The sequence below is a fragment of the Campylobacter troglodytis genome, from assembly GCF_006864425.1.
GTDB lineage: Bacteria > Campylobacterota > Campylobacteria > Campylobacterales > Campylobacteraceae > Campylobacter_D > Campylobacter_D troglodytis.
The window spans coordinates 1-22,793 of the sequence record NZ_QHLI01000037.1 but is presented as its reverse complement, the minus strand read 5'-3'; the positions used below and the strand labels follow the sequence as shown (position 1 = coordinate 22,793).

Genomic DNA, 22,793 nt, shown 5'->3' with positions numbered 1-22,793 from the left:
TTGTGCTCTTTGGATCGCAAGGCTTCATATGAATACAGTTTAACACCTTTTTAAAAAATGCCTTTTAAAATAAGCCTAAATTCAAACTTTTAAAATACAACTTTTCAAATAATTTTAAATTCAAACTTTTTAAAAAATGCCTTTTCAAATAAGGCTAAATTCAAAAACGCTAAATAAACAAAGAATTCACGCTTTCATTATGATAAACCCTGCGAATGACCTCAGCAAAGATAGGTGCAACGCTTAAAACCCTTATGTATTTGCTTTCTCTTTTGAGTGCTATGGTATCTGTAACTATAAGCTCGTCTAATGCTCCACTTTCAACCCTCTCATAGGCAGGTCCGCTTAAAACAGGATGGGTACAACAAGCTATGACAGCTTTTGCTCCCTTGTCCTTAAATACCTCAGCAGCCTTTACTATGGTCCCTGCTGTATCTACTATGTCATCAACTAAGATCACCTCCTTGCCCCTCACATCGCCTATGACATTCATAACCTCGCTTTCATTTGCCTTTTCTCTTCTTTTATCTACTATGACTATGTCAAGTCCTAGCTTCTTAGCAACGCTTCTAGCACGTACTATGCCGCCTATGTCAGGGCTTGCTATGATGGGGTTTTCAAAGTGCTTTTTTTGTATGTAGTCATTAAAGATGATGCTACCATAAAGATTATCCACAGGTATGTCAAAAAAGCCTTGAATTTGTCCTGCGTGAAGATCGATCGTAGCCACTCTGTCAATGCCAGCAGTTTGCATTAAATTCGCCACCAGCTTTGCTGTAATCGGAACCCTTGGCACAGCCTTTCTATCCTGCCTTGCATAGCCAAAGTATGGGATTACAGCTGTGATAGAGCTTACGCTACTTCTACGAAGTGCGTCTGTGAGTATTAAAAGCTCCATTAGATTATCATTGGTAGGCACACAGGTACTTTGAATGATAAAAACATCCTTGCCACGAACGCTCTCATCGATTTGAACGCTAATTTCTCCATCGCTAAATCTTTTTATACCAGCATTTGAAAGGGGCAAGGAGAGGTATTTAGAAATACTTTTGGCAAGTTCTATATTGGCTGATCCTGAAAAAACCTTATATCCACGCATTTATCTTCCTTTGAATTTTAGTAGCTTTTAAATTTAGCCTCATTTAAGTGCTAAAATAAAATTCATAGAATTTTAGATTAAAATCCTAAATTCAAGCACTGTTTTAATAAAAAATTCAAGCTGTCTTTAAAAAAGCATTGTCTCTAACACTTTAAATTTATCCCAAATAATGCCTTCTAAGTTGCAAGGGGTAGAGATCTTCATTAAGCACTTCTTTAAAATGATGAAAAACAAACCTTGCTTAAATTCAACAGTTTTAAAACAAGTCAAGTATTGCAAGATGCCTCGCTTTGTGTGGCATTAAGCTCATTTGTTTAAAATGACAAAAGATTCAAAAAATCTTTGCTTAAATTCAAAAATAACTTCAACAGTTTTTAAAAATAACCCTTTTAAAAGCAGTTTAAAAGGCACAAGGCTTTATTTTAAAAAGCTTATTGATCTTAGATAAATACCATATTTGTCATTGTGAGCGTGTGCGAATAATCCACGAATTTATGGAAAAATGCCTTGAATTTATAGATTCTTCGCCCATAGGTTGAAAATGACAAATCAATACTTTTTAAAAAAGAACCAAACACAAAAAGCTAAATTTTAAGTTCTTAAATTCAAGCTGTGTATATAAAAAACTAGCTTAAAATTCATTTTTTTGATAATAAGTAGCCGAGTTTGCACCAAAGACCTTACTAAAATGTGCGTTATCATTTGGAATTATATCTGAGTTGCCAATATAAAGGCGGCAGTCTTTGTTAGCTATCTTGTGAAATCTTTCTAAAAGCTCTATCCTTGACATATAATCAAAATAAATGATCATATTCCTAGAAAAGATAAGATCAAATTTGCCAAGCTTTAAGAACTTATCCTCAAAGACATTGCAAAGCTCAAAACGAATGCTACAAAGCTCACTTTTTTTAACCTCATAAATATCATCTTGATGTGTAAAATACCTAAGCTTTTCAGCCTGTCCTAGCTTGTTTAGGCTTCTGCCGCTGTATTTGGCTAATTTTGCCTTTTCTATGGCGTTTGCGTTTATGTCAATGCCTGTGATTCTAGCATTGCTAACCCCATTTAAGGCCAAAAGTATGGCAAAGCTATATACCTCCTCCCCGCTTGCGCAAGGTGCGCTTAGTATGCTTGAGGGTCTATCGAGGGATTTAAGATAAAAGGCTACTTGTTTTAGCTGGGCTAACTCTCTGTAAAAATAGGTCTCATTAACTGTGATTAAATTTAGGGTTTCTTGCTGAACTTTTTTATCAATGATAAGCTTTGAAAGAAAGCTTTTAAAATCGTTTATGTTAAGCTGTTTTATAAAGCCATCAAATTTAGGCTCTAAAAAATTCTTTTTTTCACTAAGATCAACTCCGCAAATATCATTTATAATGCTTACAAATTCTAAGAATTCAGCATTGTTTGGGATTATTTTATTCTCCACTTTCTTGTCCTGTTACAAATTTAATGATCTCTGTTTTAATCCCAGCTAGGCCCATTTGCTTTAGCTTAGGATTTAACTCCTTTGCCTTTTTAGGCATACCATAAACCACGCAGTCAGCCTCGCTCTCACCAAGGCACTGCACCCCCACCTTATAAAGCTCAAACAAACCCTTCGCCCCATCATCTCCCATACCTGTTAGGATAATGGCTAGAATTTTATTTGTTTTGGCTATGTTTATGGCTGAGTTAAAAAGTAGATCGACATTGGGATTAAAGGTTGTTTTTTGAGGGCTGAAATTCAAGGTGGGATTTAAATTTCCATCAAAAACAGTATTTTGCTTACAAACAAAGATCTTATTTCTCACAAGAGGCTCCTTGTCATTTGCTAAAACGACCTCGGCAAGGGCTTCTTGATTAAACTGTCTTACATAGTTTGGCAAAAAACTAGCTCCCATATGCTGAGCTACCACAGCACAGCAATGCTTCATATCTATATCTTTAAGCAAAAACTTAACCTGATTAGGACCGCCTGTTGATGAGCCTATAAGCACTATATTCATAAAAAATCCCAAAAACAATTTTAAGCTTAGATTATACAACACAAAGTTTTTATTTTTTCTTAAAGCAATGCCAGATAAAATAATTTTTTCATAAAAAAGTGTCTAGTTTAAAACAAGCAATTTTAATTAAATTCAAGCCTTAATGGCTTTTGTAAAATCTTGCAAATTTTGTTGTGAATTTTTGATATGTAGTTTTGCCTTGAATTTATACCTACAAAGAACTTGACCTTAAAGAGGGCCTAAATCAACTCTTTTGTAAAAAGTGCCCATTTAAAAGATCATATTTATCGTTTGAATGTAGCAAAAGATCTTAAAATTTATCATTTTAAGCAAAGAAACTCAAAAGGTTAAGCTAATAAATTCAAAAAGAAATCTTTTTGCCTTCTCGCTTCTTAACCCACTGACTTGCCTTTTTTGCCAAAATTCAAAACATAGCTTATTTAAAAAACTAAGTTTATTTAGCAAGAAATTGATCTGAGGTATTGACACTTTTTAAAAAGCCTTTTAAAACAACAAAGGCATTTAAAATTCAACAGTTTTTAAAAATAAATTAAGTTTTTTAACCTTATTACGGTAAAATTGTGGCAAAAATCTTGGAAATTTAATGATGTTAAGACAAAAAATATACCTAGCAAGCGATCACGCTGGTTTTGAGCTTAAAGAAAGGCTTTGTGTCTTTTTTAAGGATCAAGATCTTGCTTATGAGGATCTTGGGGTTCATACAAAAAAACACTGTGATTATGCTGATTATGCGCATCTTTTGGTTTCTAAGATAGATGATCAAAGCTTTGGAATTTTAATATGTGGTTCTGGCATAGGCATGAGCATAGCGGCAAATCGCCACAAAAGCATTCGCTGTGCCCTTTGTAGCGAGGCTTTAAGTGCAAGGCTTGCAAGAAGGCACAATGATGCTAATGTCCTAGCCCTTGGAGGCCGTTTGCTTGGAAGTGAGCTTGCCCTTGACATAGTAAATGCCTTTATAAGCACGGACTTTGAAGGAGGAAGGCATTTGGATAGAATTTCAAAGATCGAGGTAGGTGAATGTTTACAGATTGGCTGATCTTAACTGTACTCATTTGTCTTTGTCTTTATTTGATCGTGATGCTCTTATATTACAAAACCTTGCTTACAAAGGAGCAAAACTCAAAGGATTTTATAAGAAATAATCTTGACGATACAGAGATCATCATTAGAAAACTACAAGTACAACTTCAAAGAAGCCTTGGAAACATAGACATTTTAACAGAGGAGCTAACAAAGATCAAAAGCGATCTTACCTCACTAAGAACAAGAAATTCACAATACAGACTAGAAAACGACAAACTAAGACAAAGAATCAAAGAACTTGAAGCAAAGATAGAGGCATTATTATGATTACACTAAACGAAAAAGACAAAGACTTTTTAGCACAAAAGATTAGATGCATAAAGGATTTTCCAAAAGAGGGCATATTATTTAGAGACATCACCACCCTTCTTAATGATAAGGAGGCTTTGAGCTTCTTGCTTAAACATTTTGAGGCTAGATATAAAGAGCTAAGGCTTGATTTCATAGCAGGTGCAGAAAGTAGGGGCTTTATATTTGCTGCTATGCTTTGTGCTAGGCTAAATTTACCCTTCGTTCCCATAAGAAAGCCAGGAAAACTTCCCTCAAAGACCTTTACTCAATCCTATGAGCTTGAATATGGCACAGATAGCATAGAACTTCACCAAGATGCCTTTTGTGGTATTGAGGATGCAAGGGTTTTGTTTGTTGATGATCTAATAGCCACAGGAGGCACAGCCTTAGCAAGCTATGAGCTTATAAAAAAAGCAAGGGCACAGTGCGTTGAGGCTTGCTTTTTAATCAGCCTAAAAGATCTAGGAGGGGCTGAAAAACTTTCTAAATTTAGTCCAGTATATAGTGTTTTAGAGTTTTAGTATGGGTTTAGATCAAGCTTTAAAGGGAATTTTATATGATTATCAGCATTTAGCCTATCTTATCATCTTTTTGTGGTGCATCTTAGAGGGTGAGTTGGCTCTGCTTTTAGGAGGCATTTTTGCCCACGAAGGACATGTGAATTTAGGTTTAATCATCTTTGTAGCAGGGCTTGGAGGCTTTGTGGGGGATCAGATTTATTTTTACATAGGACGCTACAACAAAAAATACATACAAAAAAAGCTAAAAAAGCAAAGACGCAAATTTGCTGTAGCACATTTGCTTTTACAAAAATTTGGCTGGCCCATTATCTTCGTGCAACGTTATATGTATGGCTTTCGCACTGTTATACCTATGAGTATAGGCATTACTCGCTATGATGTAAAGAAATTTGCCTTTATTAATTTGCTTTCTGCCTGGGTTTGGGCTGCTATTACTATTATTTTAGCCTGGTATTTTGGAGAAGAAATTTGGGCCTTTGTCGCGTGGGCTGAAAGGCATTGGTATTATGCTGCTATGTTGATCATAAGCTTTTTAAGTCTTATGATCTTTGCTTTTAAACAGATGGAAAGATCCATTCTTAAAAAACGAACTGTAAAAAATGTCAAAAAGGATACACAATGAATTATGAATTTTGTTCTAAGAACACAAAGGAACTTGAAGCAGACTTTGAGCTTTGCTTCGTGCAAGATAAAAAATTAAGCACTTATAAGGGAGATAAGGGCTTTTTTGAGCTTATGAACTACAAGGGAGAAGGCACTTGTCTTGATGCCTCAAAAAAAAGGCTTTTCATAGAGCTTAAAAGCCTAGCTTATGAGGATATTCGCCTAGCTTTTGCAAATGCTTACAAGGTGCTATCTAAGCTAAATGTAAAGAGCGTTAAAACCCCAAGTGTCATTGGAGACTGTGTTGTTACTAGCTTTTGTGCATTAGTTCAAGGCTTTGAATTTGCTGCTTATGAGTTTGATCAATATAAGGGAGAAAAAAAGCCAAAAAAACTAGCTAAAATCCTCATATCCCCTCAGGAATTAAATGGCAAAAAATTCAGCATATCGGATGCAAACTTAGGGCTTAAAACAGGACAGATCATCTCAAATGCCACAAATTTCGCCAAAAACATAGTAAATGAAATTCCAAACACCTACACCCCTTTGAAAATGGCAGAGGATGCTTTGAATTTAGCCAAAGCGGACAAAAACATAAAATGCAAGGTTTATGATGAAAGATTCTTAGAAAAGGAAAAAATGAACGCCTTTTTAGCCGTAAATAGAGCCTCTCAACACCCTCCAAGGCTTATTCATCTAAGCTACAAGCCTAAAAATTCAAAGCAATGCGTTGTTTTTGTAGGAAAGGGACTTACTTATGATAGTGGGGGGCTTAGTTTAAAACCAGCTGATTATATGCTTACTATGAAGGCTGATAAAAGCGGAGCTGCTGCTGCTATGGGCATTATAAAGGCTGCTAGCGAGTTAGAACTACCCTTTGAAATTCACTCCATTCTTGGAGCAACTGAAAATATGATAGGTGGCAATGCCTTTAAGCCCGATGATGTGCTGATTTCCAGAGAGGGAGTAAGCATTGAGGTTAGAAACACTGATGCTGAGGGGCGTTTGGTTTTGGCTGACTGTTTAAGCTATGCACAAGATTTAAAGCCTGATTTGCTAATAGATATGGCAACCCTTACAGGTGCTTGCGTGGTAGGACTTGGCGAATACACAAGTGGCATTATGGGCGTAAATGAAAGTTTGCAAAATGACTTTTATGAGGCTAGCAAGACAAGTGGGGAATATGGCTGCATCTTACATTTTAACCCCTATTTAAAAGAACTAATTAAATCTAACATAGCAGATCTTAGCAACACAGGATCAAGTCGTTATGGAGGAGCCTTAACAGCTGGGCTTTTTTTAGAAAGGTTTATTCGCAAAGAATTCAAGGACAAGTGGCTACACCTTGACATAGCAGGACCAGCTTATGTAGAAAAGCCTTGGGGCTATACTAGCTTTGGAGCAAGTGGGGCTGGGGTTAGGCTTTGCCTTGCTTATTTAATGAGCTTAGCAAGGAAGGAAAAGTGAGCTTAGCCGTTGGCATAGTGGGTTTGCCAAATGTTGGTAAATCCACAACTTTTAACGCTCTTACAAAAGCTATGAACGCTCAAAGTGCAAATTATCCATTTTGCACCATAGAACCAAACAAGGCACTTGTAAATGTGCCTGATCCTCGTTTAAACGAACTAGCCAAAATAGCAAAGCCTCAGCGAATTTTGCATTCTACCATTGAATTTGTCGATATTGCAGGACTTGTTAGGGGTGCTAGCAAGGGCGAGGGGCTTGGGAATAAATTTCTTTCAAACATAAGAGAGTGTGAATTAATTTTACACCTTGTGCGTTGCTTTGAGGATGAAAATATCACACACACAGAAGGCACTGTAAACCCCTTGCGTGATATAGAGATAATCAACACAGAATTAATATTAGCAGACATAGAACAGCTTAGCAAAAAGATAGAAAAACTAACAAGGGAGGCAAAGGCAAACGCAAAGGGTGCAAAAGAGGGTTTGGAATTTGCAAATATACTTTTGACACATTTAAATTCAGGGCAAGCAGCAAGTAGCTTTGCTGAAAAGGATAGCGATCTTTTTGTGAATTTAAACAAGGAGTTAAGACTTCTTTCAGCAAAAGAGGTAATTTATGGGGCAAATGTTGATGAGGACGCACTTAGTAAAGATAATGATCTTGTCAAAGAATTAAAAGAATTTGCCACAAAAAGTAAGCACGAGGTGATTAAGCTTTGTGCAAAAATTGAAGAGGAGCTAATTAGCCTAGATGAGAGCGAGGCAGGGGAGCTTTTAGCAAGTTTAGGGGCAAATGAAAGTGGCTTGGGACAGATTATTAGGGTGGCTTTTGCAAAGCTTGGGCTTATAAATTATTTCACAGCAGGCGAGCTTGAGGTAAGAAGTTGGAGTATAAAAAAAGGCTACAAGGCTCCAAAGGCAGCAAGTGTGATTCATAATGACTTTGAAAAGGGCTTTATAAAGGCTGAGGTGATAAGTTATGAGGACTTCATCGCTTGTGGGGGTGAAAGCAAGGCAAAAGAAGCGGGGAAATTACGACTTGAAGGCAAAGACTATGTGGTACAAGATGGGGACATAATGCACTTTCGTTTTAATGTTTAAAGAAAATTCAACAAAGGCCGATTTGAAACAAAAGAATTCAAAAGAGTAAGATTAGCTTGAATTTAAGGATGAATTTTTGGCATAGTTTTATTATCAACTTGATTTTTTTATTAAAAAACATTGAAATTTATAATGCCAAGCGAAGAGTTTAAAGATTTTCAAACCGCTAAAATAAACCCTTTGTCTTGCGGAGGGTGTTTTGCTTCGCAAGGCTTGCAACCCGTTGGGTGGGGTGGGTTGTTAGAAAATTAAAAAGACGACAAAAATTCCTTGAATTTAAAGATAAATTCAAAAGAAAATTCACAAAACCCTTTAAATCCTTGTCATATTAAGCAAAGAGATCCAGCGGATTGGGTAGCTTAAGAAAAAATATCTCAGAAAAAAAGAAGTTTTGTGCTTTGTGCTTTGCACTACGCTGGGAATGACAAAATTTTTGTCATACTAAGCATTGCGAAGTATCTCAATAAAAAGAGCTTCTTCGTTTGCTACGCAAACTCGCAATGACAAAGGCAAAAATTGTCATACCGAGTGTGTGCTAAGTATCTCAAAAAAGAGATTTTGTGCTTTGGTTTTTGCCTTGTAAGCTCTTAGTCAACTTTTTTGCCAAAGCTTAAAACATAGCTAGAAAATGAAGTTTTTTTGTAAAAGCTTGTTATAGAAAAATCAATCTTTATGAAAGGATAGCGATGAAAAAATTCATTCAACTTGCTCTTTTTAGCGGCTTAGTTTTTAATTTGGCTTTTGCTGATGATTTGCTTTTTAAGCTAAGTGGTGGGGCTTTGAGTGAAAATTCTTCTGGGGTAAGAAAACTTAGCAGCGCTGAAATGTCCGAGGTTAAGGGTGGTAGGTATCTTTGGCAAGGACCGGTATATAGTAGTGGCACTGCATATAATTATGTGAACAATTATATAGCTAAGCCTTATAAAAACAACCATAATGCCAACAAGTATCCACAAACTTTAAAGCAGCCTATATATTCTAACCATTGGTGTGTAAGATATGGTTGTTTAAAAGGGAGGTAAGAATGTCTAGGGTTTTTAGTAATGCTTCTTTTGGTCCTACTGTTGCCTTGCTTAAATTTGACAATACCAAATTTGAATTTAACGCGATTCAAAACAAGGCTGTATTTTCTAGTCTAAATACACTTAGTAGTGAAAATTTAGAAAAATTCAGCAAACTTGTCAGTAAAAATTTAGATCTAAACGAGATAAAAACAAGCTCAAATTTAGTAAAAAACTATGAATTTAGCAACGAAATTTCCTTTAAAGATAAAATAAGTAGCAACACCATAAATTTAAGGCTTAGTGATGAGAATTTAGAAAAACTAAAAACATATTTTGGCTCTCAAGATTTTGACAAAATAGGACGCATTATACTTAAAGGCGAGGCTGAAAACTTCGTCTCAGGCTGGTTTGGTGATATAGCTTACAAAAGAAATTATGTGGGTGCTGACAGTGATAAAAATGGCATTTTAAGCACTGAGGAAAAGGGTAGGGTCTTAGCTGGATACAACATTGACAGTGTTTATGAGCTAGACGGTGCCTTGGTGAAAAATGTCCAAATGAACGGTCTTAGTAGCTACCTACTTTATAGCAGACACTATGATGCCCCTCTTTTAAGCTCTATAGAAGAAGAGCTTAATCACAGCTTAAAAGCAGATACAAGACGGTTATCTAAGTTTAGGAGAACTTCACAGCAATGAGGAGTTAATAAAGCTTGTTAAAAAGAGCATTAAAGATGATGGCACCTTGCCCACTGAGGCTCTTAGAACAAAGAGCTTATTTGAGCTTCAAAGAGAAAGTATGGAAGCTCTTAGGGTGTGGCTTGAGGCTCAGCTTGAAAGACAGTTAAATCTTCAAAGCCATACAAATTTTACAGAATTTGTCAATGTACTAGGCAAAGAACTTCACAGCCTTTCTTTGAATTTAAAAGTAAATGAGGAGTTTTTGCTTAAAAATACAGACAAGTTGGATCTTACAAAGGATTTAAAGGCGGTAATATCAGAGCTTAGAGAAACTGCCTTAGAAGAGCTTAGTATAGATCTTAGTGTGTAAATTTTGGAACTATTTTTGCTTATAGAGCAAGAGAAGTTTAAAGGAATAAAAATGAAGTTCGCACTAGCCTTACTAGCCTTAGCTAGCTGTCTTTTTGCTATACAGATTAAGGATCTCACAAATACCGTTGGGGTTAGGGATAATCAACTCATAGGTTACGGCCTCGTTGTTGGGCTTAATGGTAGCGGGGATGGGACAAATTCAAGATTTACCATACAGTCCATATCAAATTTACTTCAAGGTATGAATATAAAAGTAAATCCAGATGACATAAAGTCCAAAAACACAGCAGCCGTTATGGTAACAGCAAAGCTTCCTGCCTTTGCAAAAAGTGGGGATAAGCTTGATATAACAGTTTCTTCTATGGGCGATGCAAAGTCCTTGCAAGGTGGGACGCTGTTACTTACTGCATTAAGAGGAATTGACGGTGAAATTTATGCTATAGCCCAGGGCATAGTCTCAACAGGAGGCATTACAGGAGGTGCTGGAGGCCGGGGGGGAAATCACTCCACAAGTGCGTCCATACTAGCAGGTGCTAGCGTAGAAAGAGAGTTGGCTCAAAATTTCACTCAAACAGATAATTTAAGCCTAAGCCTTAAAACCGCTAGCTTTAAAACAGCAAATGACATTGAGCTTGCCTTAAATGCTGTTTTTGGAGGCGATGTTGCCCAAGCACTTGATTCAAGAACCATACAGCTTACAAGACCTGATGGTATGTCAAGCGTTGAATTTATGGCTAGGGTACTAGAACAAGATATTAATTTTGTCCCACAAAATAAGGTAATCATAGATGAAAGAACAGGCACCATCATAGCAGGAGTTGATGTAGAGGTAGAGCCCATACTCATAACTCACAAGGATATAACCATAAAAATAGATCCTAATAACGAAGCACAAGTAGCACAAAATGAGCTTGATATGAAAGACGGTGGCATCATAGATCCTAGCTCAAACACAGTAAGGATAAACTCAGCCAAAACAACAGTAGCAAATGTAGCCAGAATGCTAAATAGACTTGGTGCAAGTGCAACCGACATCATAAGCATAATGCAAAATTTAAAAAGAGCAGGTGCTATTAATGCTGAATTGGAGGTGATTTAATGAGGGTTGATAATTTTTTAGCAAGCTATAATGCAAACAGCTCCTTGCTTGAAACCGTAGCTAAGAACTCAACTAGCTTAAATTCAGCCAAGAATTTAGCTAGGGCTGAATTTGAAGCAAGAACAAACACAAACAGCAAGGAATTTGATCAGGCCTTAAAAGAACAAACCGATGCCTTTGAAGCCTTTTTTATCAAGTCCATACTTGATATTTCCTTGAAAAACAAGGCTTCAATCTTCAAAGATGATGCAAGCGATAAAATTTACTCATCTATGTATAATGATGCTATGAGCAAGGCTTTAAGTGGAGGTATGGGCTTTTCTGAATTATTATTTAATTTTTTGAAGGAAGGGTCTTAAGTGTTTTTTATTTTGGTCGATTTGGTATAATATTATGGGAAAAGGAGAGCAAATGATTAACCCTGTAACACAAGGCTTTACTAGCAATGTATCAGCCACTAAGATCGAGCAAAATACTCAAACTAGAACAAATCAAAGCGAAAAAGTGGAAAACGATAAGCTTTCTAGGATAGCCGATCAGATCAAAAAAGGCGAATACAAGCTAGATCTAAAAGCAACAGCCAAGGCTATTACTGATTCTTTACTCTAAGAATTTTTCCCTTTTTTCTCAGCTTTGTTTAAACTGTAAAGAAAGGGAAGATTATGCTTACAGAAAAACTCAACGAAAATATAGAGCTTATTAACAAGCTCATAAAACTCACAGAAGATGATCTTGCAAATATCCAGCAAGCAAGACACGACACAGTAGCTCAAAGCGTTAATGATAAAAACAAACTCATAGCCTCATTTACTGTCTCAAAGCAAGAACTTGATGATGCCTTGATTAAACTTAGTCAAAATGGGGCTAAGAATTTAGCCGAGATCTTAGATCAAAACCAAAAGGCACAGTTTGCTGAATTTAAAAAGAAATTAGAGTATCTACACGAAAAAAACAAAGAATACGCCAAGCTTGTACTTGTGGTAAAAAATTTCTTTGATGGGCTAGTAAATACTATGTTTGATGATGGAAGTGGAACAAATAATGCTTATGGAGATAAGAAGACGAGTTTAGATTCACTTTTTAAGATCAATGTATAGGATAGCTTATGAATACTATATTTTCTAGTTTAAGCAAGGGCATCTCAGGGCTAAAAGCAAGTGAAATTCAAATAGCAACAGCAGGCAATAACATAGCAAACGCCCACAGCACCTTTTATACTAGACAAAGAGCCATCCAAACAACAGCTAGCTTTTATAATATAGGAAACGGCATAGAACTTGGAATGGGAACAAACATTGACTCCATAGTTCGTTTGCACGATGAGTATTCTTACCACAAGCTAAAAACCGTAAGCACCCAGCTTGAATACACAGGATATAGCAAAAGCAAGCTTGAAGAAATAGCCAAAAGATTCCCAGATACCAAGGATAATGGAATTTTAAAGGATCTAGAAAATTACCACGACTCTTGGAACAAATTTTCCACAAGTGCTAATGACGGTGCGGTTAAACAAGGACTTATAACAAGTGCAAAGTCTCTTAGCGAACACATTAACAATGCCTATGCTGATCTAGTTAAAATAGAAGAGGCCATTAATGATGATATAAGATTAACAGTTGAGGAGATAAACCGCATAGGAGAACAAATAGCAAACATCAACAAGCAAATTCCAAAGCAAGAGGTTTTAGTAACAGACAGGGCAAATGAGCTAAGAGACCGTAGAGACGAGCTTGAGCTTACCCTTTCTAAGCTTGTAGGCACTGTGGCTTCAAAATTTATCATAAATCAAGAAAGTCGTCTTGATCAAACGATGACAGATGGGGGCAAGTATTATAATCTAACCATACAAGGACACGAGATAGTAAGTGGTCCAAATTTTACCCCTATAAAACTTATGCTTGATGAGGCAACAGGCGTTTATAGCATAGTTTATCAAGGGGTTGATGAAACCATCACAGATCTTACAACCCAACTTACAGGAGGCAAACTAGCAGCCCAGCTTGATCTTAGAGGCAGAACTTATAGTAGAGAATATGGAGGCTATGAGGATGGGATCATACAAGATTATAAAGGTATGCTAAATACCTTTGCTAAAACTATGATGACTCAAACAAATAATATCTATGCTAGCTCAGCTAAAAGCACTATGAGTTCAGATCCTATGATTGGTTTAAGAGAAGATACCAAGCTTATGAACTATGATAAAAACATACAAATAGGCTCTTTCGATCTGATTCTTTACGATGAAAAAGGAGTTCGTATAAATTCAAAGACCATTAATGTAGATGTAAATACCACTATGGAAGATATCATTAGACAGATCACAGCAAACACAGACGATAACAACAACAACAACAACATAGATGATATAGATGATTATCTAAGTGCTACCTTTGATTATGACAGCAGAACCCAATCAGGTATGATTCAGCTTAGCGTGGCTACTCCAAACTACAAGATAGCCATAGAAGATAAGGGTACAAATTTCGCAGGGGTTTTAAATTTAGGAGGCTTTTTTAGTGGCACAAACGCTACAACTATGCGTGTAAAATCAGAGCTCTTAGAGGATCCTAATCTTTTAAGGGCTAGTAGAAATGGAAATGACGGAGATAATGAGATAGCAAATGCCATCTTGCAACTTCAATATGATGAGGTGAATTTTTATAATAAAGACGGAACAGTTGATACAAAGGCCTTGGATGGATATTACCGCTTATTTACAGGAAAGATAGCCTCACAAACTCAGGCAAATAATATCACGCACGATACAAACTCAACCCTATATAATTCCGTGTATGAGGAGTTTCAGTCTTTAAACGGAGTTAATACCAACGAGGAGCTTGCCAATTTGATCCAGTTTCAAGCAAGTTATGGCGCAGCCTCGAAGGTCGTTACTACGGTTGATCAGATGATAAATACCCTACTTTCCTTAAAACAATAAATTTTAAGGCTTTAAAATAAAATTAAAGCTTTAAAAAACTAAACATAAGTTCTAAAATTCAAAAACCAAATTCACAAGGGACAGTTTAGATAAAAGTTAGGCATTTTAAATTTAATTATTTTTCAGAAAAAACAAATTTAATGCTTTTTTAAAAAATAGCCTTTGGTCTTAAAATTTACAAAAGATCGCACAAAGAACTTGTTTTTGACAAGTGAAAAATGATGCAATAAAATTATCGCAATTAAAACACTAATTATCGCTTTAAAGCAAAGTTATGATTGAGATGCCTAAACAGATTACAGACCTTTAGCAAAGTAAATTCACACAAAATTCAAAGTTCATTTTAAATATTCCCAATCTGTTTTCACTAATCCGCACGAAACCAAAGGAGAAAATTTAAGCTTTTTAACGCTAAAATTCATAAATTTGCCAAAACAAAGGCGAAAATTCAGCTAAATCGTGAATTTTCAGTTAAAAAATTCAAGGCACAGAATTTCTAGCGAGAAATTACTTGTGGTGGGCGTGAGCTGATGAGTGCAGATAGAATAGATAGTTCATATCTGCGAAGTCGCCAAAGCAAGCGTTGTGCGAAATAGCGATTTTAAGCCATTTTGTAGGCTCAAAATGCGAAGTGTCCTTGACAAAATGCGTTGTTTCAAGCCATAGCACTATGCAGTTTAGCAAAATTATCAGCACAATTTCGACATTATAGCACTTTGAGGCAAAGTAATTTTGTAATTTTTCCCTTATTTTATGCTTTTTTATGAATTTTTGCGTATGTTTTTTTGTTAAATCTATAAAAAATTAGGCTCTTTTAAAAAAAGCGTTGAATTTTGTCATATTGAGCGTAGCGACCTAGTAGCTTGCAAGGCGAAAGCTGAAGTAAAAATATCTCGTAATTTATAAAAAGAGATTTTTCGCTAAAGGCTCAAAATGACCAAGAGCTGTCATTGTGAGCGGTTTTTAAAAAAACAGCGTGGCGGCTGGGACGAAGCGGTTTTTGCATAGTAAAATGTGGGACAAGTGTGTAGCACGAAGTAAATCCAAAAATTCAAAGCAAAAGCCTAAATTTTACCCCTTGCCCTCATACTAAGCGATAGTAAGGTATTCAAAAAATTCACTCAATTTCCTAAAAATTCCGTGAATTTATCCTCAAAATTAGGACTTTTAAAGCCCTAGCTTATCTACTCAATTCCTACGCCGTATTGCCCCATTTGACCGTTTATCCATCATTACGCAAACATTAGTATTCACAATACTTTGAGCCAAAATACATCTGATAGGTTTTACCGCTAATACCCTTATATGTCCATACATTGCAGTATTCGTTGTCATATTGCTCGTAAGAGCATTTTTGTAGCGCTGCATACTCGCCACCTACATAATAAGCACTAGCACTTATTATCAGCACAAAAAACAATGGTGCATATCGCTTTTTTCATTTTTTATCCTTTAAAAGAATTGAATTTCTATCATTTATAGAAAAGGCTTGTAAAATAAGCCAAAAAAGGCTTATCAACCCATTTTTGACACCATATTTTTACTAGGCTCAAGATGCTCTAATAGGATTTTTCCTTATCAACTTTAATAAATTTTGACAAAGATTTGCTTCCAACCTTGGCTTTTATACCAAAATTCAGTGTTTTGTAAATGAAGAATTGTCTGTTAGTCTGTAACAGTTATTTAAAGCACTTTTTGCAAAGGCAAAACCTTGCACAACCTTACTAAACATAGGAAAAATTAATTTTTCATTTAAAATACTGTGATTTTAAGTTAATCTAAGCTTATTTTAAGGTGTGAATAAATAAAAAAAGCCTAAATTTAAGTTTAATTGAGCCAGATATTTAAAGGTTTCAATGAAGGATCAAAAACTTTCACGCTAAATATACTTGCTTTTAGCAAGTTAAAATTTCAAAGCTTAAATGAGCCACATTAAGCCTAAATATTATTTTGCCTTAAAGACAGTTATTAAGGTAAAATTGCTATAATAAGCCAAAATTTCGCAAAAAAGGCTAAAATGCTTCATAGTATAAATGTAAAAAATACAAAAATTCCTTTTATCTTTGAGGAAAATCACGATTTACCCATCATCTTTTTCAAGCTAATTTTTCAAAACGCAGGCAAGGCTTATGAAAATGCCTTTGAAAGCAAAGTAGTTAAAAGCACAACAAATTCAAAGCCAAACTCACTAACAAACACCGCAAAAACAAGTTTATCAACAAAAAATTCACAAAAAATCCCAGCAGGAACAGCAAGGCTTTTTGCGAGATTATTAAATGAAGGAGCTAATGAAAGATTTTTCAAGGACTTGGAGCTTTATGCTATAAATTTAAATGCAAGTAGTGGTTTTGAAAGCTTTGAGCTTAGTCTTTCTTGTTTGAAAGAGCATTTTAATTTTGCCTTGAAAAAATTGGCACTTTTGCTTAAAAACCCTCAGTTTGATGAAAAATTACTTAAAAGGCTTAAAACCACAGCCCTGGGCGAGCTAGCCTCAAATCAGAGCGATTTTGACTATGTAGCAAAGGGCTTATTAAATAAAACAGTTTTTGAGTATGAGGAATTTGCTACAAATAATGACGGAGATGAAAAAAGCATAGAAGAAATTAGCCTTGATCATCTTAAAGAATTTCACAAAAAGCTCTTAAACCTTGAAAATGCTTGTGTTGTTGTAGGAGGGGATCTTTTGCAAAAAGAATGCGAGGGCTTAATTTATCCCATCTTAGATGCTTTAAGCACAGGACAAAGACCTAACACAAAAGAATTCACACTTTGCGAAGACTTAAAGGATGAAATTTGCATTCGCAAGGAAAGTGAGCAAGCCTATATATATTTTTGCTCTCCCTTTGAGCTTGATTTTAAAGATGAAGATGCTCATTTAGCAAAGCTTGCTATCTTTGTGCTTGGTGCTGGGGGCTTTGGCTCTCGTTTGATGGAGGAAGTTAGGGTCAAAAGAGGGCTAGCTTACAGTGCTTATGCTATGCTTGATGCAAATCTTTGCTACAAAAGGGTTTTTGGATACTTACAGACAAAAAACGAAAATGCAAGCGAGGCAAAGGCATTGGTAAAAAGCTTGTTTGCTGATTTTGTCAAAAAGGGTGTTAGCCAAAATGAGCTAGATCAAGCACAAAGATTCTTAATAGGCTCAACCCCTCTTCGCTACGAAAGCCTTGAAAAAAGACTTAGTGTGGCTTACAATGAATTTTATCAAGGGCTTCAAATAGGCGCTTTTAAACAAGAATTAAACAAGATAAAGGCTACTAGCTTAAAGGAGCTAAATGCTTACATAAAGGCTCACAGTGAGCTTTCAAGCCTAAGTTTTGCAAGCGTGGCAAGATGAAGATCTCAAACGAAGATGCTGTGCTTTTTAAAAAACTTCATATAAAAAATCTCCTGGATCTAGCACTTTTTTTGCCCAAAAAAATTGACAATTTCACCATATCATCAGCACCCAGTGAGGATATTTGTACTCAAGAGGTTAAGATTGAACGCACAAATTCAAAAAACGGCAAGATTGTGGGCTCTGTGTGGTGTGAAAATTGGAGCTTAAATGCAAATTTTGTTATCTTTAATCCTAGTAAATGGCATTTTGGTGCTTTTAAGGTTGGCAAGGAGTGCATTTTCCACGCTAAAATGAGCTTATACAATAATATTTGGCAATTTACAAATCCTAAGATCATAGCCCAGGCTGGCTTTTTTGTGCCTAGATACAAAATAGCTGGCATTAAGGATGAGCATATTTTAAGGCTAATTCGCACATATCTTACCCGTGAAAATTTGCAAGATAGTGGTTTGGATGAAAAAAGAGTGAATTTACTCTTAGACCTACACAGCTATGATGAAAAAAGCTTTAAGCTCTTAAATGCCTTGAAAAGCAAAATGGGCTCGCAAGAGAAGTTAAGCACAAGCTCAGACAAGGAAGCTTCTTTGAATTACGAAGAAGATCTGCTAAATTTAAATGAAGACTTGAATGAAAAATTAATAAATTCACAAGAAGGCTTAGAAAATTCACAAAATGAAAGCTCGCTGAATTTAAACCCTCAAAACAACTCACAAAATTTGTCTGAACTTTCCATAAGCTCAAATAACAGTTTTATAAACAATGCGCAAAATTCAAAGCCAAATTCAAGCCAAGAAGCTGAAAAAAGCTCACAAAACAAATCAGCCCTTGAGCTTTTAATACAAAGATCAAATGAAGAAAACGAAAAAAGCCTTGAAAATTCACAGTTAAAGCTATCTAAACAAGAGATAAATGAAGCTCAAAAGGATCTAAAATTCATTGAAATCTATAATTTTTTGCGCCGTTTAAGAAACAAAAAACAAGTTCCAAAGAGCTATGAGATTGAGCTTTTTGACATAAGCGAGTGGCTTAAAGGCTTGCCTTTTCATCCAACCAAGGATCAAATGAAAGCCATAAACGACATTAAGGGGGATTTAAGATCAAGGGATGCCAAAAGAAGAGTGATTATGGGCGATGTGGGTTGTGGCAAAACCCTTGTTTTACTTGCTGCGGCACTGCTTGTTTATCCAAAACAAGCAGTTTTAATGGCTCCAACTAGCATCCTAGCCCAACAACTCTTTGATGAAGCTAAAAGGCTTTTGCCTCATTTTATGCAGATCGAGCTTCTAAAAGGCGGAAAAAAGGATAAGAATTTAGAACAAAATTTGCAAAATGCGAATTTAATCATAGGCACACACGCACTCATACATCTACAACAGCACAGTGCTGTGCTTGTGATGGTAGATGAGCAACACCGCTTTGGCTCAAATCAAAGGCAAAAGATCAATGATCTAGCAAAAAGCGATGAGTGTAGCCCACATTTTGTGCAATTTTCAGCAACGCCCATTCCACGCACTCTAAGTATGCTACAAAGTGAGCTTGTAAGCTTTTCTTTCATTAAGCAAATGCCCTTTCACAAAGACATTCAAACCTTTTGTGTGCAAGATAAGGATTTTTCTTTGATTTTAAACCGCATCAATGAGGAGCTAAAAAAGAATAATCAAATAGCCATAATTTACCCTCTTGTAAATGAAGGCCAAAATGCTAAATACTTGCCACTTGAAAGGGCTAGGGAGTATTGGGAAAAAAGATATGAGGGGGTTTTTAGCACTCACGGCAAGGATAAAAGCAAGGATGAGATCTTGCTTGAATTTAAACAAAGGGGGCGGATCTTACTTGCTACAACTGTTATGGAGGTTGGAATTTCTTTGCCTCGTCTTAGTACCATCATCATAGTAGGGGCTGAAAAATTAGGACTTGCTACCCTTCATCAGCTGCGCGGACGAGTAGGACGAGTAGGGCTTCCTAGCTTTTGTTATCTGCACACCAAGCTAGATACGATTCCTGAGCGATTAATTGAATTTAGCAAGATTCTTGATGGCTTTGCCATAGCAGAACTTGATCTAAAAAACCGTCTAAGTGGGGATTTGATAGACGGCTTTTCTCAGCACGGAAATGAGTTTAAATTCTTTGATTTTTCAAAGGATGAGCAAATTTTAGCCGAGGCAAAAACTCATAAGGGATTAAATTTTGGTAATTGATCCTTTTAGCTGATCTACTTCTAAAAACTTGATAAATCTATCTTAGTATATATTTTGTTTTACATTTGAAAGCAAAAATTTTAGTCAAGATTAGAATGTTGTTGAGTTTTGTGTAAGTAAAATTGTCCTTTTTGTAAGCTTTCTTGCCCTTGCGTTAATGCAACCGTGCGATAAAGTTTTAAGAACAAAAAAGTGTGAAAATCAGCAACAAGGTTAAAAATGAAAATTTGTATAAAATTTTGTTAAAATGGCTTAGGAAAAATCCTATAAAATTTTAGTTAAAAGTATCAATCGCCTTAAAAAATATGCCATCTACCTATCTGTAAATTTTTGTTAAAAATCAAAGTGAGAGATTTTTTACTCAAAGGTCGGATTTATAGTGCTTAAAATGGGTTTTTTTCAAAATCAAAGTGTGCGAAAAATTTTGACAAATTCAAAAGCCTTCTTTTACAAATTCAAAACTTTTCTTTGACATTGTTTTGACAAAGGCATAAAAAAATGTCAAATGCACCTTGCTTATCGTGCGTTGTGGTGGGCTTTGCGTGTGGGTGCAAGGTAAGCAGCAAGTGGGGTAAATTTAGCTCGTGCGGGTGCGAAAATGAGTGTGTTTAAAAGATTTAGCCTGTGCGTTTAAATGTGTTTAAATAGCGTTTAAAAGATTTTAAGCCGTTTAAAAGTGGCTTTTTATGGGGCTTTTAGTTTTCAAAACTCATTAAAAAGCCGACAATTACAGCGATTAGCTCGTAGTCTTTGCCAGCAAGTGCGATAGGCTCGTATTTTTCGTTGTCGCTAACTAGCTTTAAATGCGGTTGTTTGTGTAGCCGCTTGACGAAAAGGTCATCATCAAGCCTTGCTAGCACTATTTGCCCCTCTTTGAAGTCTGTGCGAGTTTGAGCGAGAAGCCTAGCATTTGGGGCCAGAGTCGGTGTCATAGAATCACCGCTCACCCTTAAAAGCGCCAAGTTTTCGCAGTTTGCGAGCTTGAAGCAGGATTTATAGAGATAATTAAAAAGGCTCAAGATACTTTAATTTGATACAATATCATTTTAAAGTATGGAGAGCAAAATGAAAAACAAGTATATGATTCATTCCAGAATTGTCTCAAAAGAAATTTAGAGAAATTTTGAAGTATTTTTGCCCTTGATTTAGAGGCGAAAAAAATCGCTGAAATTTGCAAAAATTCTCGTGTTTGCGTGAATAGAATTTTGCGTGAAATTCGCATTTTAATAGCCAAAGAATGCGAAAAAATCTCAGCGGTGAAATCGAAGTTGATGAGAGTTATTTTGGAGCTAAAAGAGTAAGGGGCAAGCGTGGGCGTGGGGCTGGAAAAAAGACACCTGTGTTTGGTATGTTAAAATGCAATCGCACGAGTTTATACGCAAGTGGTCAAACATTGCTCTGTCAAAGAGTTACAGTCCATAATAAAGGACTTTGCGAAGCTTAAAGAAAGTGAAATTTACAGCGACAGCTTCAAAGCTTATGATGGTTTGGTTGATTTTTTGCTTCGTTTTACTCGCAACTTTGCAAGAAGGAGCAAAGGCACATTACAAAGTAAAACACTCTAAAAATGAGTTTGCAAAGGGACATAATCACATCAACGAAATTGTGAATTTCTGGGGATTTGCAAAGTTTAGATTAGCTAAATTTCGTGGAATTAAAAAAGAAAATTTTGTCCTTCATTTAAAAGAAACAGAATTTAGATATAATACGAAAAATTTAGGACAAAATTTTTATCAAATTTTATTAAAGTTGATAAGGGAAAATCCTATTATAGTATCTTGAGCCATTAAAAAATACTGCAAAGACTGCAGGTAAAACAAGTATAACAAATTTAAGGAGTGTAAGTAAAGTTATCTTAATCTAGCACAAGTTTTGCTTAAATTTAAAGAGTGCGTAAATAAGCGAGTTTTTGCTAAAATTTTGTTTATAAGATTTGAAACTAATAAAGACTAAGATGCCAAGCAACAAGCCCTACACCCTACAAACAAGCTTAAAAACAAGCGCCTTTAAATCTTTTAAATCAAGATCTTTCTTTGAGAGTTTTTGCTAAGTTAAGCTGAATTTAAAAGGTTTAAAATCCATACGAAAGCAAAAAAAGATGGCTTAGACAACCTAAACTCTAATAAAGGAGTTTTAAGTTATGATTTTATCGATGTAAAACAAGCATATGTGTAATTTACAAATTTCGCAGATATGATTTAAGGAATTTTGAAGTATTTTTGCCTTAATTTAGAGCCAAAAAATCGCTGAAATTTGCAAGCTTTCTCGCCCTTGTGTTAATGCAATTGTGCAACAAGCTTTTGATAGTCAAATAGTGTGAAAAAATCAGCAAAATGAAGTTTCTTTAGAAAATAAGTGGTGAAATCGAAGAGGGTGAAAGTGGTTTTTTGCTTCCTTACACTCGCAACTGCGTAGTAGAAGTGGTTTGCAGAGTGTGCAGTGGGCGTGGAGTTGGCAAAAAAATGTCTGTGTTTTTACTTCGTGTTACGCACTCGTAATCCTACGAGACAGTATGCTAAAACGTTAGGTTGGCACTTATACGCTCAAATAGCTTGTCCAAAGAGCTACTAGCTATCATAAAGAACTTTGCAGATCTAGAAAATGCCACAATTTACAAGAAAAAGTTTCAAGGCTTATGATGGCTTGGTGAATTTTTTACAACGCTTGGCTGAGTTTGAGCTTTTCCCAAATTCTCGCCCTCAAAGCAAGCCTCACCCTTTGAATTTGCCAAGCCATCATTTTCAAAAGAGCCCTCCCCATTCAACAAAGTAGGATTTAAAAGCGGAGGATAGGGGTGGTCTGTGTCAAGGTATTTTTGCTTAAATTCAAGCGAGTTTAGCCAAGTAAGCACCTCCTTTGGATGCATAATGATAAAATCAAGTAATTCATTGCTTAAAACAACTTTTTTGCTTTCAATTAAGGCAAAAAGAATCTTTAAATGCTTTGAGTTTTTAACTATGAAATCAAGGCTAGTTTGAGAGAG

The 22,793-nt window shown here is 35.7% G+C and carries 23 protein-coding genes and 2 pseudogenes; 17 read left to right on the top strand and 8 right to left on the bottom strand.

The annotated features are described in order from the left end of the window. Nucleotides 1-169: 169 nt before the first annotated feature. From DMC01_RS08370 to DMC01_RS08360, 3 genes are all read right to left on the bottom strand, one after another. Nucleotides 170-1,099, bottom strand: coding sequence for a ribose-phosphate pyrophosphokinase (locus DMC01_RS08370; protein ID WP_142693786.1), 930 nt, complete (start codon nt 1,097-1,099; stop codon nt 170-172). Nucleotides 1,100-1,730: 631 nt separating this feature from the next. Continuing rightward, a complete protein-coding gene (locus tag DMC01_RS08365; RefSeq protein WP_142693785.1) occupies nt 1,731-2,528 on the bottom strand; it encodes a CheR family methyltransferase in 798 nt (265 codons plus the stop codon). Beyond that, a complete protein-coding gene (locus tag DMC01_RS08360; RefSeq protein WP_142693784.1) occupies nt 2,518-3,087 on the bottom strand; it encodes a CheB methylesterase domain-containing protein in 570 nt (189 codons plus the stop codon). Before DMC01_RS08360 ends, DMC01_RS08365 begins: the two co-directional genes overlap by 11 nt. Nucleotides 3,088-3,694: 607 nt before the next feature. Between DMC01_RS08360 and rpiB the strand changes: the two genes are divergently transcribed. The 6 genes from rpiB to ychF are packed head-to-tail and all read left to right on the top strand — an operon-like array spanning nt 3,695 to nt 8,176. Next, entirely contained in the window at nt 3,695-4,147 is a 453-nt protein-coding gene (gene rpiB / locus DMC01_RS08355; protein WP_142693792.1) for a ribose 5-phosphate isomerase B, read from the top strand. Next, nucleotides 4,129-4,461 (top strand): coiled-coil domain-containing protein, encoded by a 333-nt coding sequence (locus tag DMC01_RS08350; RefSeq protein WP_142693783.1) that lies wholly within the window; start codon nt 4,129-4,131, stop codon nt 4,459-4,461. The genes rpiB and DMC01_RS08350 overlap by 19 nt, the downstream gene beginning before the upstream one ends. After that, on the top strand, nt 4,458-5,006 hold the full coding sequence (gene apt / locus DMC01_RS08345) for an adenine phosphoribosyltransferase (protein ID WP_142693782.1): 549 nt from the start codon (nt 4,458-4,460) through the stop codon (nt 5,004-5,006). Before DMC01_RS08350 ends, apt begins: the two co-directional genes overlap by 4 nt. A gap of 1 nt (nt 5,007) precedes the next feature. After that, on the top strand, nt 5,008-5,628 hold the full coding sequence (locus DMC01_RS08340) for a DedA family protein (protein ID WP_142693781.1): 621 nt from the start codon (nt 5,008-5,010) through the stop codon (nt 5,626-5,628). Continuing rightward, the gene (locus DMC01_RS08335; protein WP_142693780.1) at nt 5,625-7,076 is read left to right on the top strand and encodes a leucyl aminopeptidase; all 1,452 of its coding nucleotides are present in this window, start codon (nt 5,625-5,627) and stop codon (nt 7,074-7,076) included. Before DMC01_RS08340 ends, DMC01_RS08335 begins: the two co-directional genes overlap by 4 nt. After that, nucleotides 7,073-8,176 (top strand): redox-regulated ATPase YchF, encoded by a 1,104-nt coding sequence (gene ychF / locus DMC01_RS08330; RefSeq protein WP_142693779.1) that lies wholly within the window; start codon nt 7,073-7,075, stop codon nt 8,174-8,176. The genes DMC01_RS08335 and ychF overlap by 4 nt, the downstream gene beginning before the upstream one ends. A 166-nt stretch (nt 8,177-8,342) precedes the next feature. Here the strand turns inward: ychF and DMC01_RS13530 are convergent, their stop codons facing one another. Then, nucleotides 8,343-8,480: a hypothetical protein gene (locus DMC01_RS13530; protein WP_185908827.1), complete on the bottom strand. Its 138-nt coding sequence runs from the start codon at nt 8,478-8,480 to the stop codon at nt 8,343-8,345. A gap of 382 nt (nt 8,481-8,862) precedes the next feature. Between DMC01_RS13530 and DMC01_RS08325 the strand changes: the two genes are divergently transcribed. The 8 genes from DMC01_RS08325 (at nt 8,863) to flgK (ending at nt 14,272) form a co-directional block, all read left to right on the top strand. Continuing rightward, nucleotides 8,863-9,198 (top strand): hypothetical protein, encoded by a 336-nt coding sequence (locus DMC01_RS08325; protein ID WP_142693778.1) that lies wholly within the window; start codon nt 8,863-8,865, stop codon nt 9,196-9,198. A 2-nt stretch (nt 9,199-9,200) separates the two neighbouring features. Then, nucleotides 9,201-9,878 (top strand): hypothetical protein, encoded by a 678-nt coding sequence (locus DMC01_RS08320; RefSeq protein ID WP_142693777.1) that lies wholly within the window; start codon nt 9,201-9,203, stop codon nt 9,876-9,878. A gap of 100 nt (nt 9,879-9,978) precedes the next feature. Next, the gene (locus DMC01_RS08315; RefSeq protein ID WP_142693776.1) at nt 9,979-10,230 is read left to right on the top strand and encodes a hypothetical protein; all 252 of its coding nucleotides are present in this window, start codon (nt 9,979-9,981) and stop codon (nt 10,228-10,230) included. A gap of 51 nt (nt 10,231-10,281) precedes the next feature. Then, nucleotides 10,282-11,331, top strand: coding sequence for a flagellar basal body P-ring protein FlgI (locus DMC01_RS08310; protein ID WP_142693775.1), 1,050 nt, complete (start codon nt 10,282-10,284; stop codon nt 11,329-11,331). Beyond that, nucleotides 11,331-11,690, top strand: a complete 360-nt coding sequence (locus DMC01_RS08305) for a hypothetical protein (RefSeq protein ID WP_142693774.1) — start codon at nt 11,331-11,333, stop codon at nt 11,688-11,690. Before DMC01_RS08310 ends, DMC01_RS08305 begins: the two co-directional genes overlap by 1 nt. A gap of 52 nt (nt 11,691-11,742) precedes the next feature. Further along, nucleotides 11,743-11,940 (top strand): flagellar biosynthesis anti-sigma factor FlgM, encoded by a 198-nt coding sequence (locus DMC01_RS08300; RefSeq protein WP_142693773.1) that lies wholly within the window; start codon nt 11,743-11,745, stop codon nt 11,938-11,940. Between the two features lie 53 nt (nt 11,941-11,993). Next, entirely contained in the window at nt 11,994-12,428 is a 435-nt protein-coding gene (flgN, locus tag DMC01_RS08295; RefSeq protein ID WP_142693772.1) for a flagellar export chaperone FlgN, read from the top strand. A gap of 8 nt (nt 12,429-12,436) precedes the next feature. Then, nucleotides 12,437-14,272, top strand: a complete 1,836-nt coding sequence (gene flgK / locus DMC01_RS08290) for a flagellar hook-associated protein FlgK (RefSeq protein WP_142693771.1) — start codon at nt 12,437-12,439, stop codon at nt 14,270-14,272. Between the two features lie 507 nt (nt 14,273-14,779). On the opposite strand, the gene DMC01_RS08285 is transcribed toward flgK, so the two are convergent. After that, on the bottom strand, nt 14,780-14,968 hold the full coding sequence (locus DMC01_RS08285; RefSeq protein WP_142693770.1) for a hypothetical protein: 189 nt from the start codon (nt 14,966-14,968) through the stop codon (nt 14,780-14,782). A 547-nt stretch (nt 14,969-15,515) separates the two neighbouring features. Then, the gene (locus DMC01_RS13525) at nt 15,516-15,683 is read right to left on the bottom strand and encodes a hypothetical protein (protein ID WP_185908826.1); all 168 of its coding nucleotides are present in this window, start codon (nt 15,681-15,683) and stop codon (nt 15,516-15,518) included. Between the two features lie 606 nt (nt 15,684-16,289). Here DMC01_RS13525 and DMC01_RS08280 point away from each other — a divergent pair. Together DMC01_RS08280 and recG are read left to right on the top strand one after the other, a co-directional pair. After that, a complete protein-coding gene (locus DMC01_RS08280) occupies nt 16,290-17,609 on the top strand; it encodes a M16 family metallopeptidase (protein ID WP_142693769.1) in 1,320 nt (439 codons plus the stop codon). Further along, nucleotides 17,606-19,810: an ATP-dependent DNA helicase RecG gene (gene recG, locus DMC01_RS16190; RefSeq protein WP_345788965.1), complete on the top strand. Its 2,205-nt coding sequence runs from the start codon at nt 17,606-17,608 to the stop codon at nt 19,808-19,810. The genes DMC01_RS08280 and recG overlap by 4 nt, the downstream gene beginning before the upstream one ends. 695 nt (nt 19,811-20,505) lie before the next feature. On the opposite strand, the gene DMC01_RS08270 is transcribed toward recG, so the two are convergent. Further along, complete coding sequence (locus DMC01_RS08270) at nt 20,506-20,772, bottom strand: S24 family peptidase (protein WP_282432287.1); 267 nt, start codon at nt 20,770-20,772, stop codon at nt 20,506-20,508. Nucleotides 20,773-20,863: 91 nt separating this feature from the next. Here DMC01_RS08270 and DMC01_RS08265 point away from each other — a divergent pair. Further along, nucleotides 20,864-21,592 (top strand): annotated as a pseudogene (locus DMC01_RS08265) (IS1595 family transposase). Nucleotides 21,593-22,436: 844 nt separating this feature from the next. Here the strand turns inward: DMC01_RS08265 and DMC01_RS13520 are convergent. Beyond that, a pseudogene (locus DMC01_RS13520) lies at nt 22,437-22,793 on the bottom strand (hypothetical protein); the annotation flags it as partial.

What these genes read in the sequence shown, in the direction of transcription:
- DMC01_RS08370 (WP_142693786.1), bottom strand. Translation starts at nt 1,099, where the DNA reads ATGCGTGGATATAAGGTTTTTTCAGGATCAGCCAATATAGAACTTGCC.
- DMC01_RS08360 (WP_142693784.1), bottom strand. Translation starts at nt 3,087, where the DNA reads ATGAATATAGTGCTTATAGGCTCATCAACAGGCGGTCCTAATCAGGTT.
- rpiB (WP_142693792.1), top strand. Translation starts at nt 3,695, where the DNA reads ATGTTAAGACAAAAAATATACCTAGCAAGCGATCACGCTGGTTTTGAG.
- DMC01_RS08350 (WP_142693783.1), top strand. Translation starts at nt 4,129, where the DNA reads ATGTTTACAGATTGGCTGATCTTAACTGTACTCATTTGTCTTTGTCTT.
- apt (WP_142693782.1), top strand. Translation starts at nt 4,458, where the DNA reads ATGATTACACTAAACGAAAAAGACAAAGACTTTTTAGCACAAAAGATT.
- DMC01_RS08340 (WP_142693781.1), top strand. Translation starts at nt 5,008, where the DNA reads ATGGGTTTAGATCAAGCTTTAAAGGGAATTTTATATGATTATCAGCAT.
- DMC01_RS08335 (WP_142693780.1), top strand. Translation starts at nt 5,625, where the DNA reads ATGAATTATGAATTTTGTTCTAAGAACACAAAGGAACTTGAAGCAGAC.
- DMC01_RS08325 (WP_142693778.1), top strand. Translation starts at nt 8,863, where the DNA reads ATGAAAAAATTCATTCAACTTGCTCTTTTTAGCGGCTTAGTTTTTAAT.
- DMC01_RS08320 (WP_142693777.1), top strand. Translation starts at nt 9,201, where the DNA reads ATGTCTAGGGTTTTTAGTAATGCTTCTTTTGGTCCTACTGTTGCCTTG.
- DMC01_RS08315 (WP_142693776.1), top strand. Translation starts at nt 9,979, where the DNA reads ATGGAAGCTCTTAGGGTGTGGCTTGAGGCTCAGCTTGAAAGACAGTTA.
- DMC01_RS08310 (WP_142693775.1), top strand. Translation starts at nt 10,282, where the DNA reads ATGAAGTTCGCACTAGCCTTACTAGCCTTAGCTAGCTGTCTTTTTGCT.
- DMC01_RS08305 (WP_142693774.1), top strand. Translation starts at nt 11,331, where the DNA reads ATGAGGGTTGATAATTTTTTAGCAAGCTATAATGCAAACAGCTCCTTG.
- DMC01_RS08300 (WP_142693773.1), top strand. Translation starts at nt 11,743, where the DNA reads ATGATTAACCCTGTAACACAAGGCTTTACTAGCAATGTATCAGCCACT.
- flgN (WP_142693772.1), top strand. Translation starts at nt 11,994, where the DNA reads ATGCTTACAGAAAAACTCAACGAAAATATAGAGCTTATTAACAAGCTC.
- flgK (WP_142693771.1), top strand. Translation starts at nt 12,437, where the DNA reads ATGAATACTATATTTTCTAGTTTAAGCAAGGGCATCTCAGGGCTAAAA.
- DMC01_RS08280 (WP_142693769.1), top strand. Translation starts at nt 16,290, where the DNA reads ATGCTTCATAGTATAAATGTAAAAAATACAAAAATTCCTTTTATCTTT.
- recG (WP_345788965.1), top strand. Translation starts at nt 17,606, where the DNA reads ATGAAGATCTCAAACGAAGATGCTGTGCTTTTTAAAAAACTTCATATA.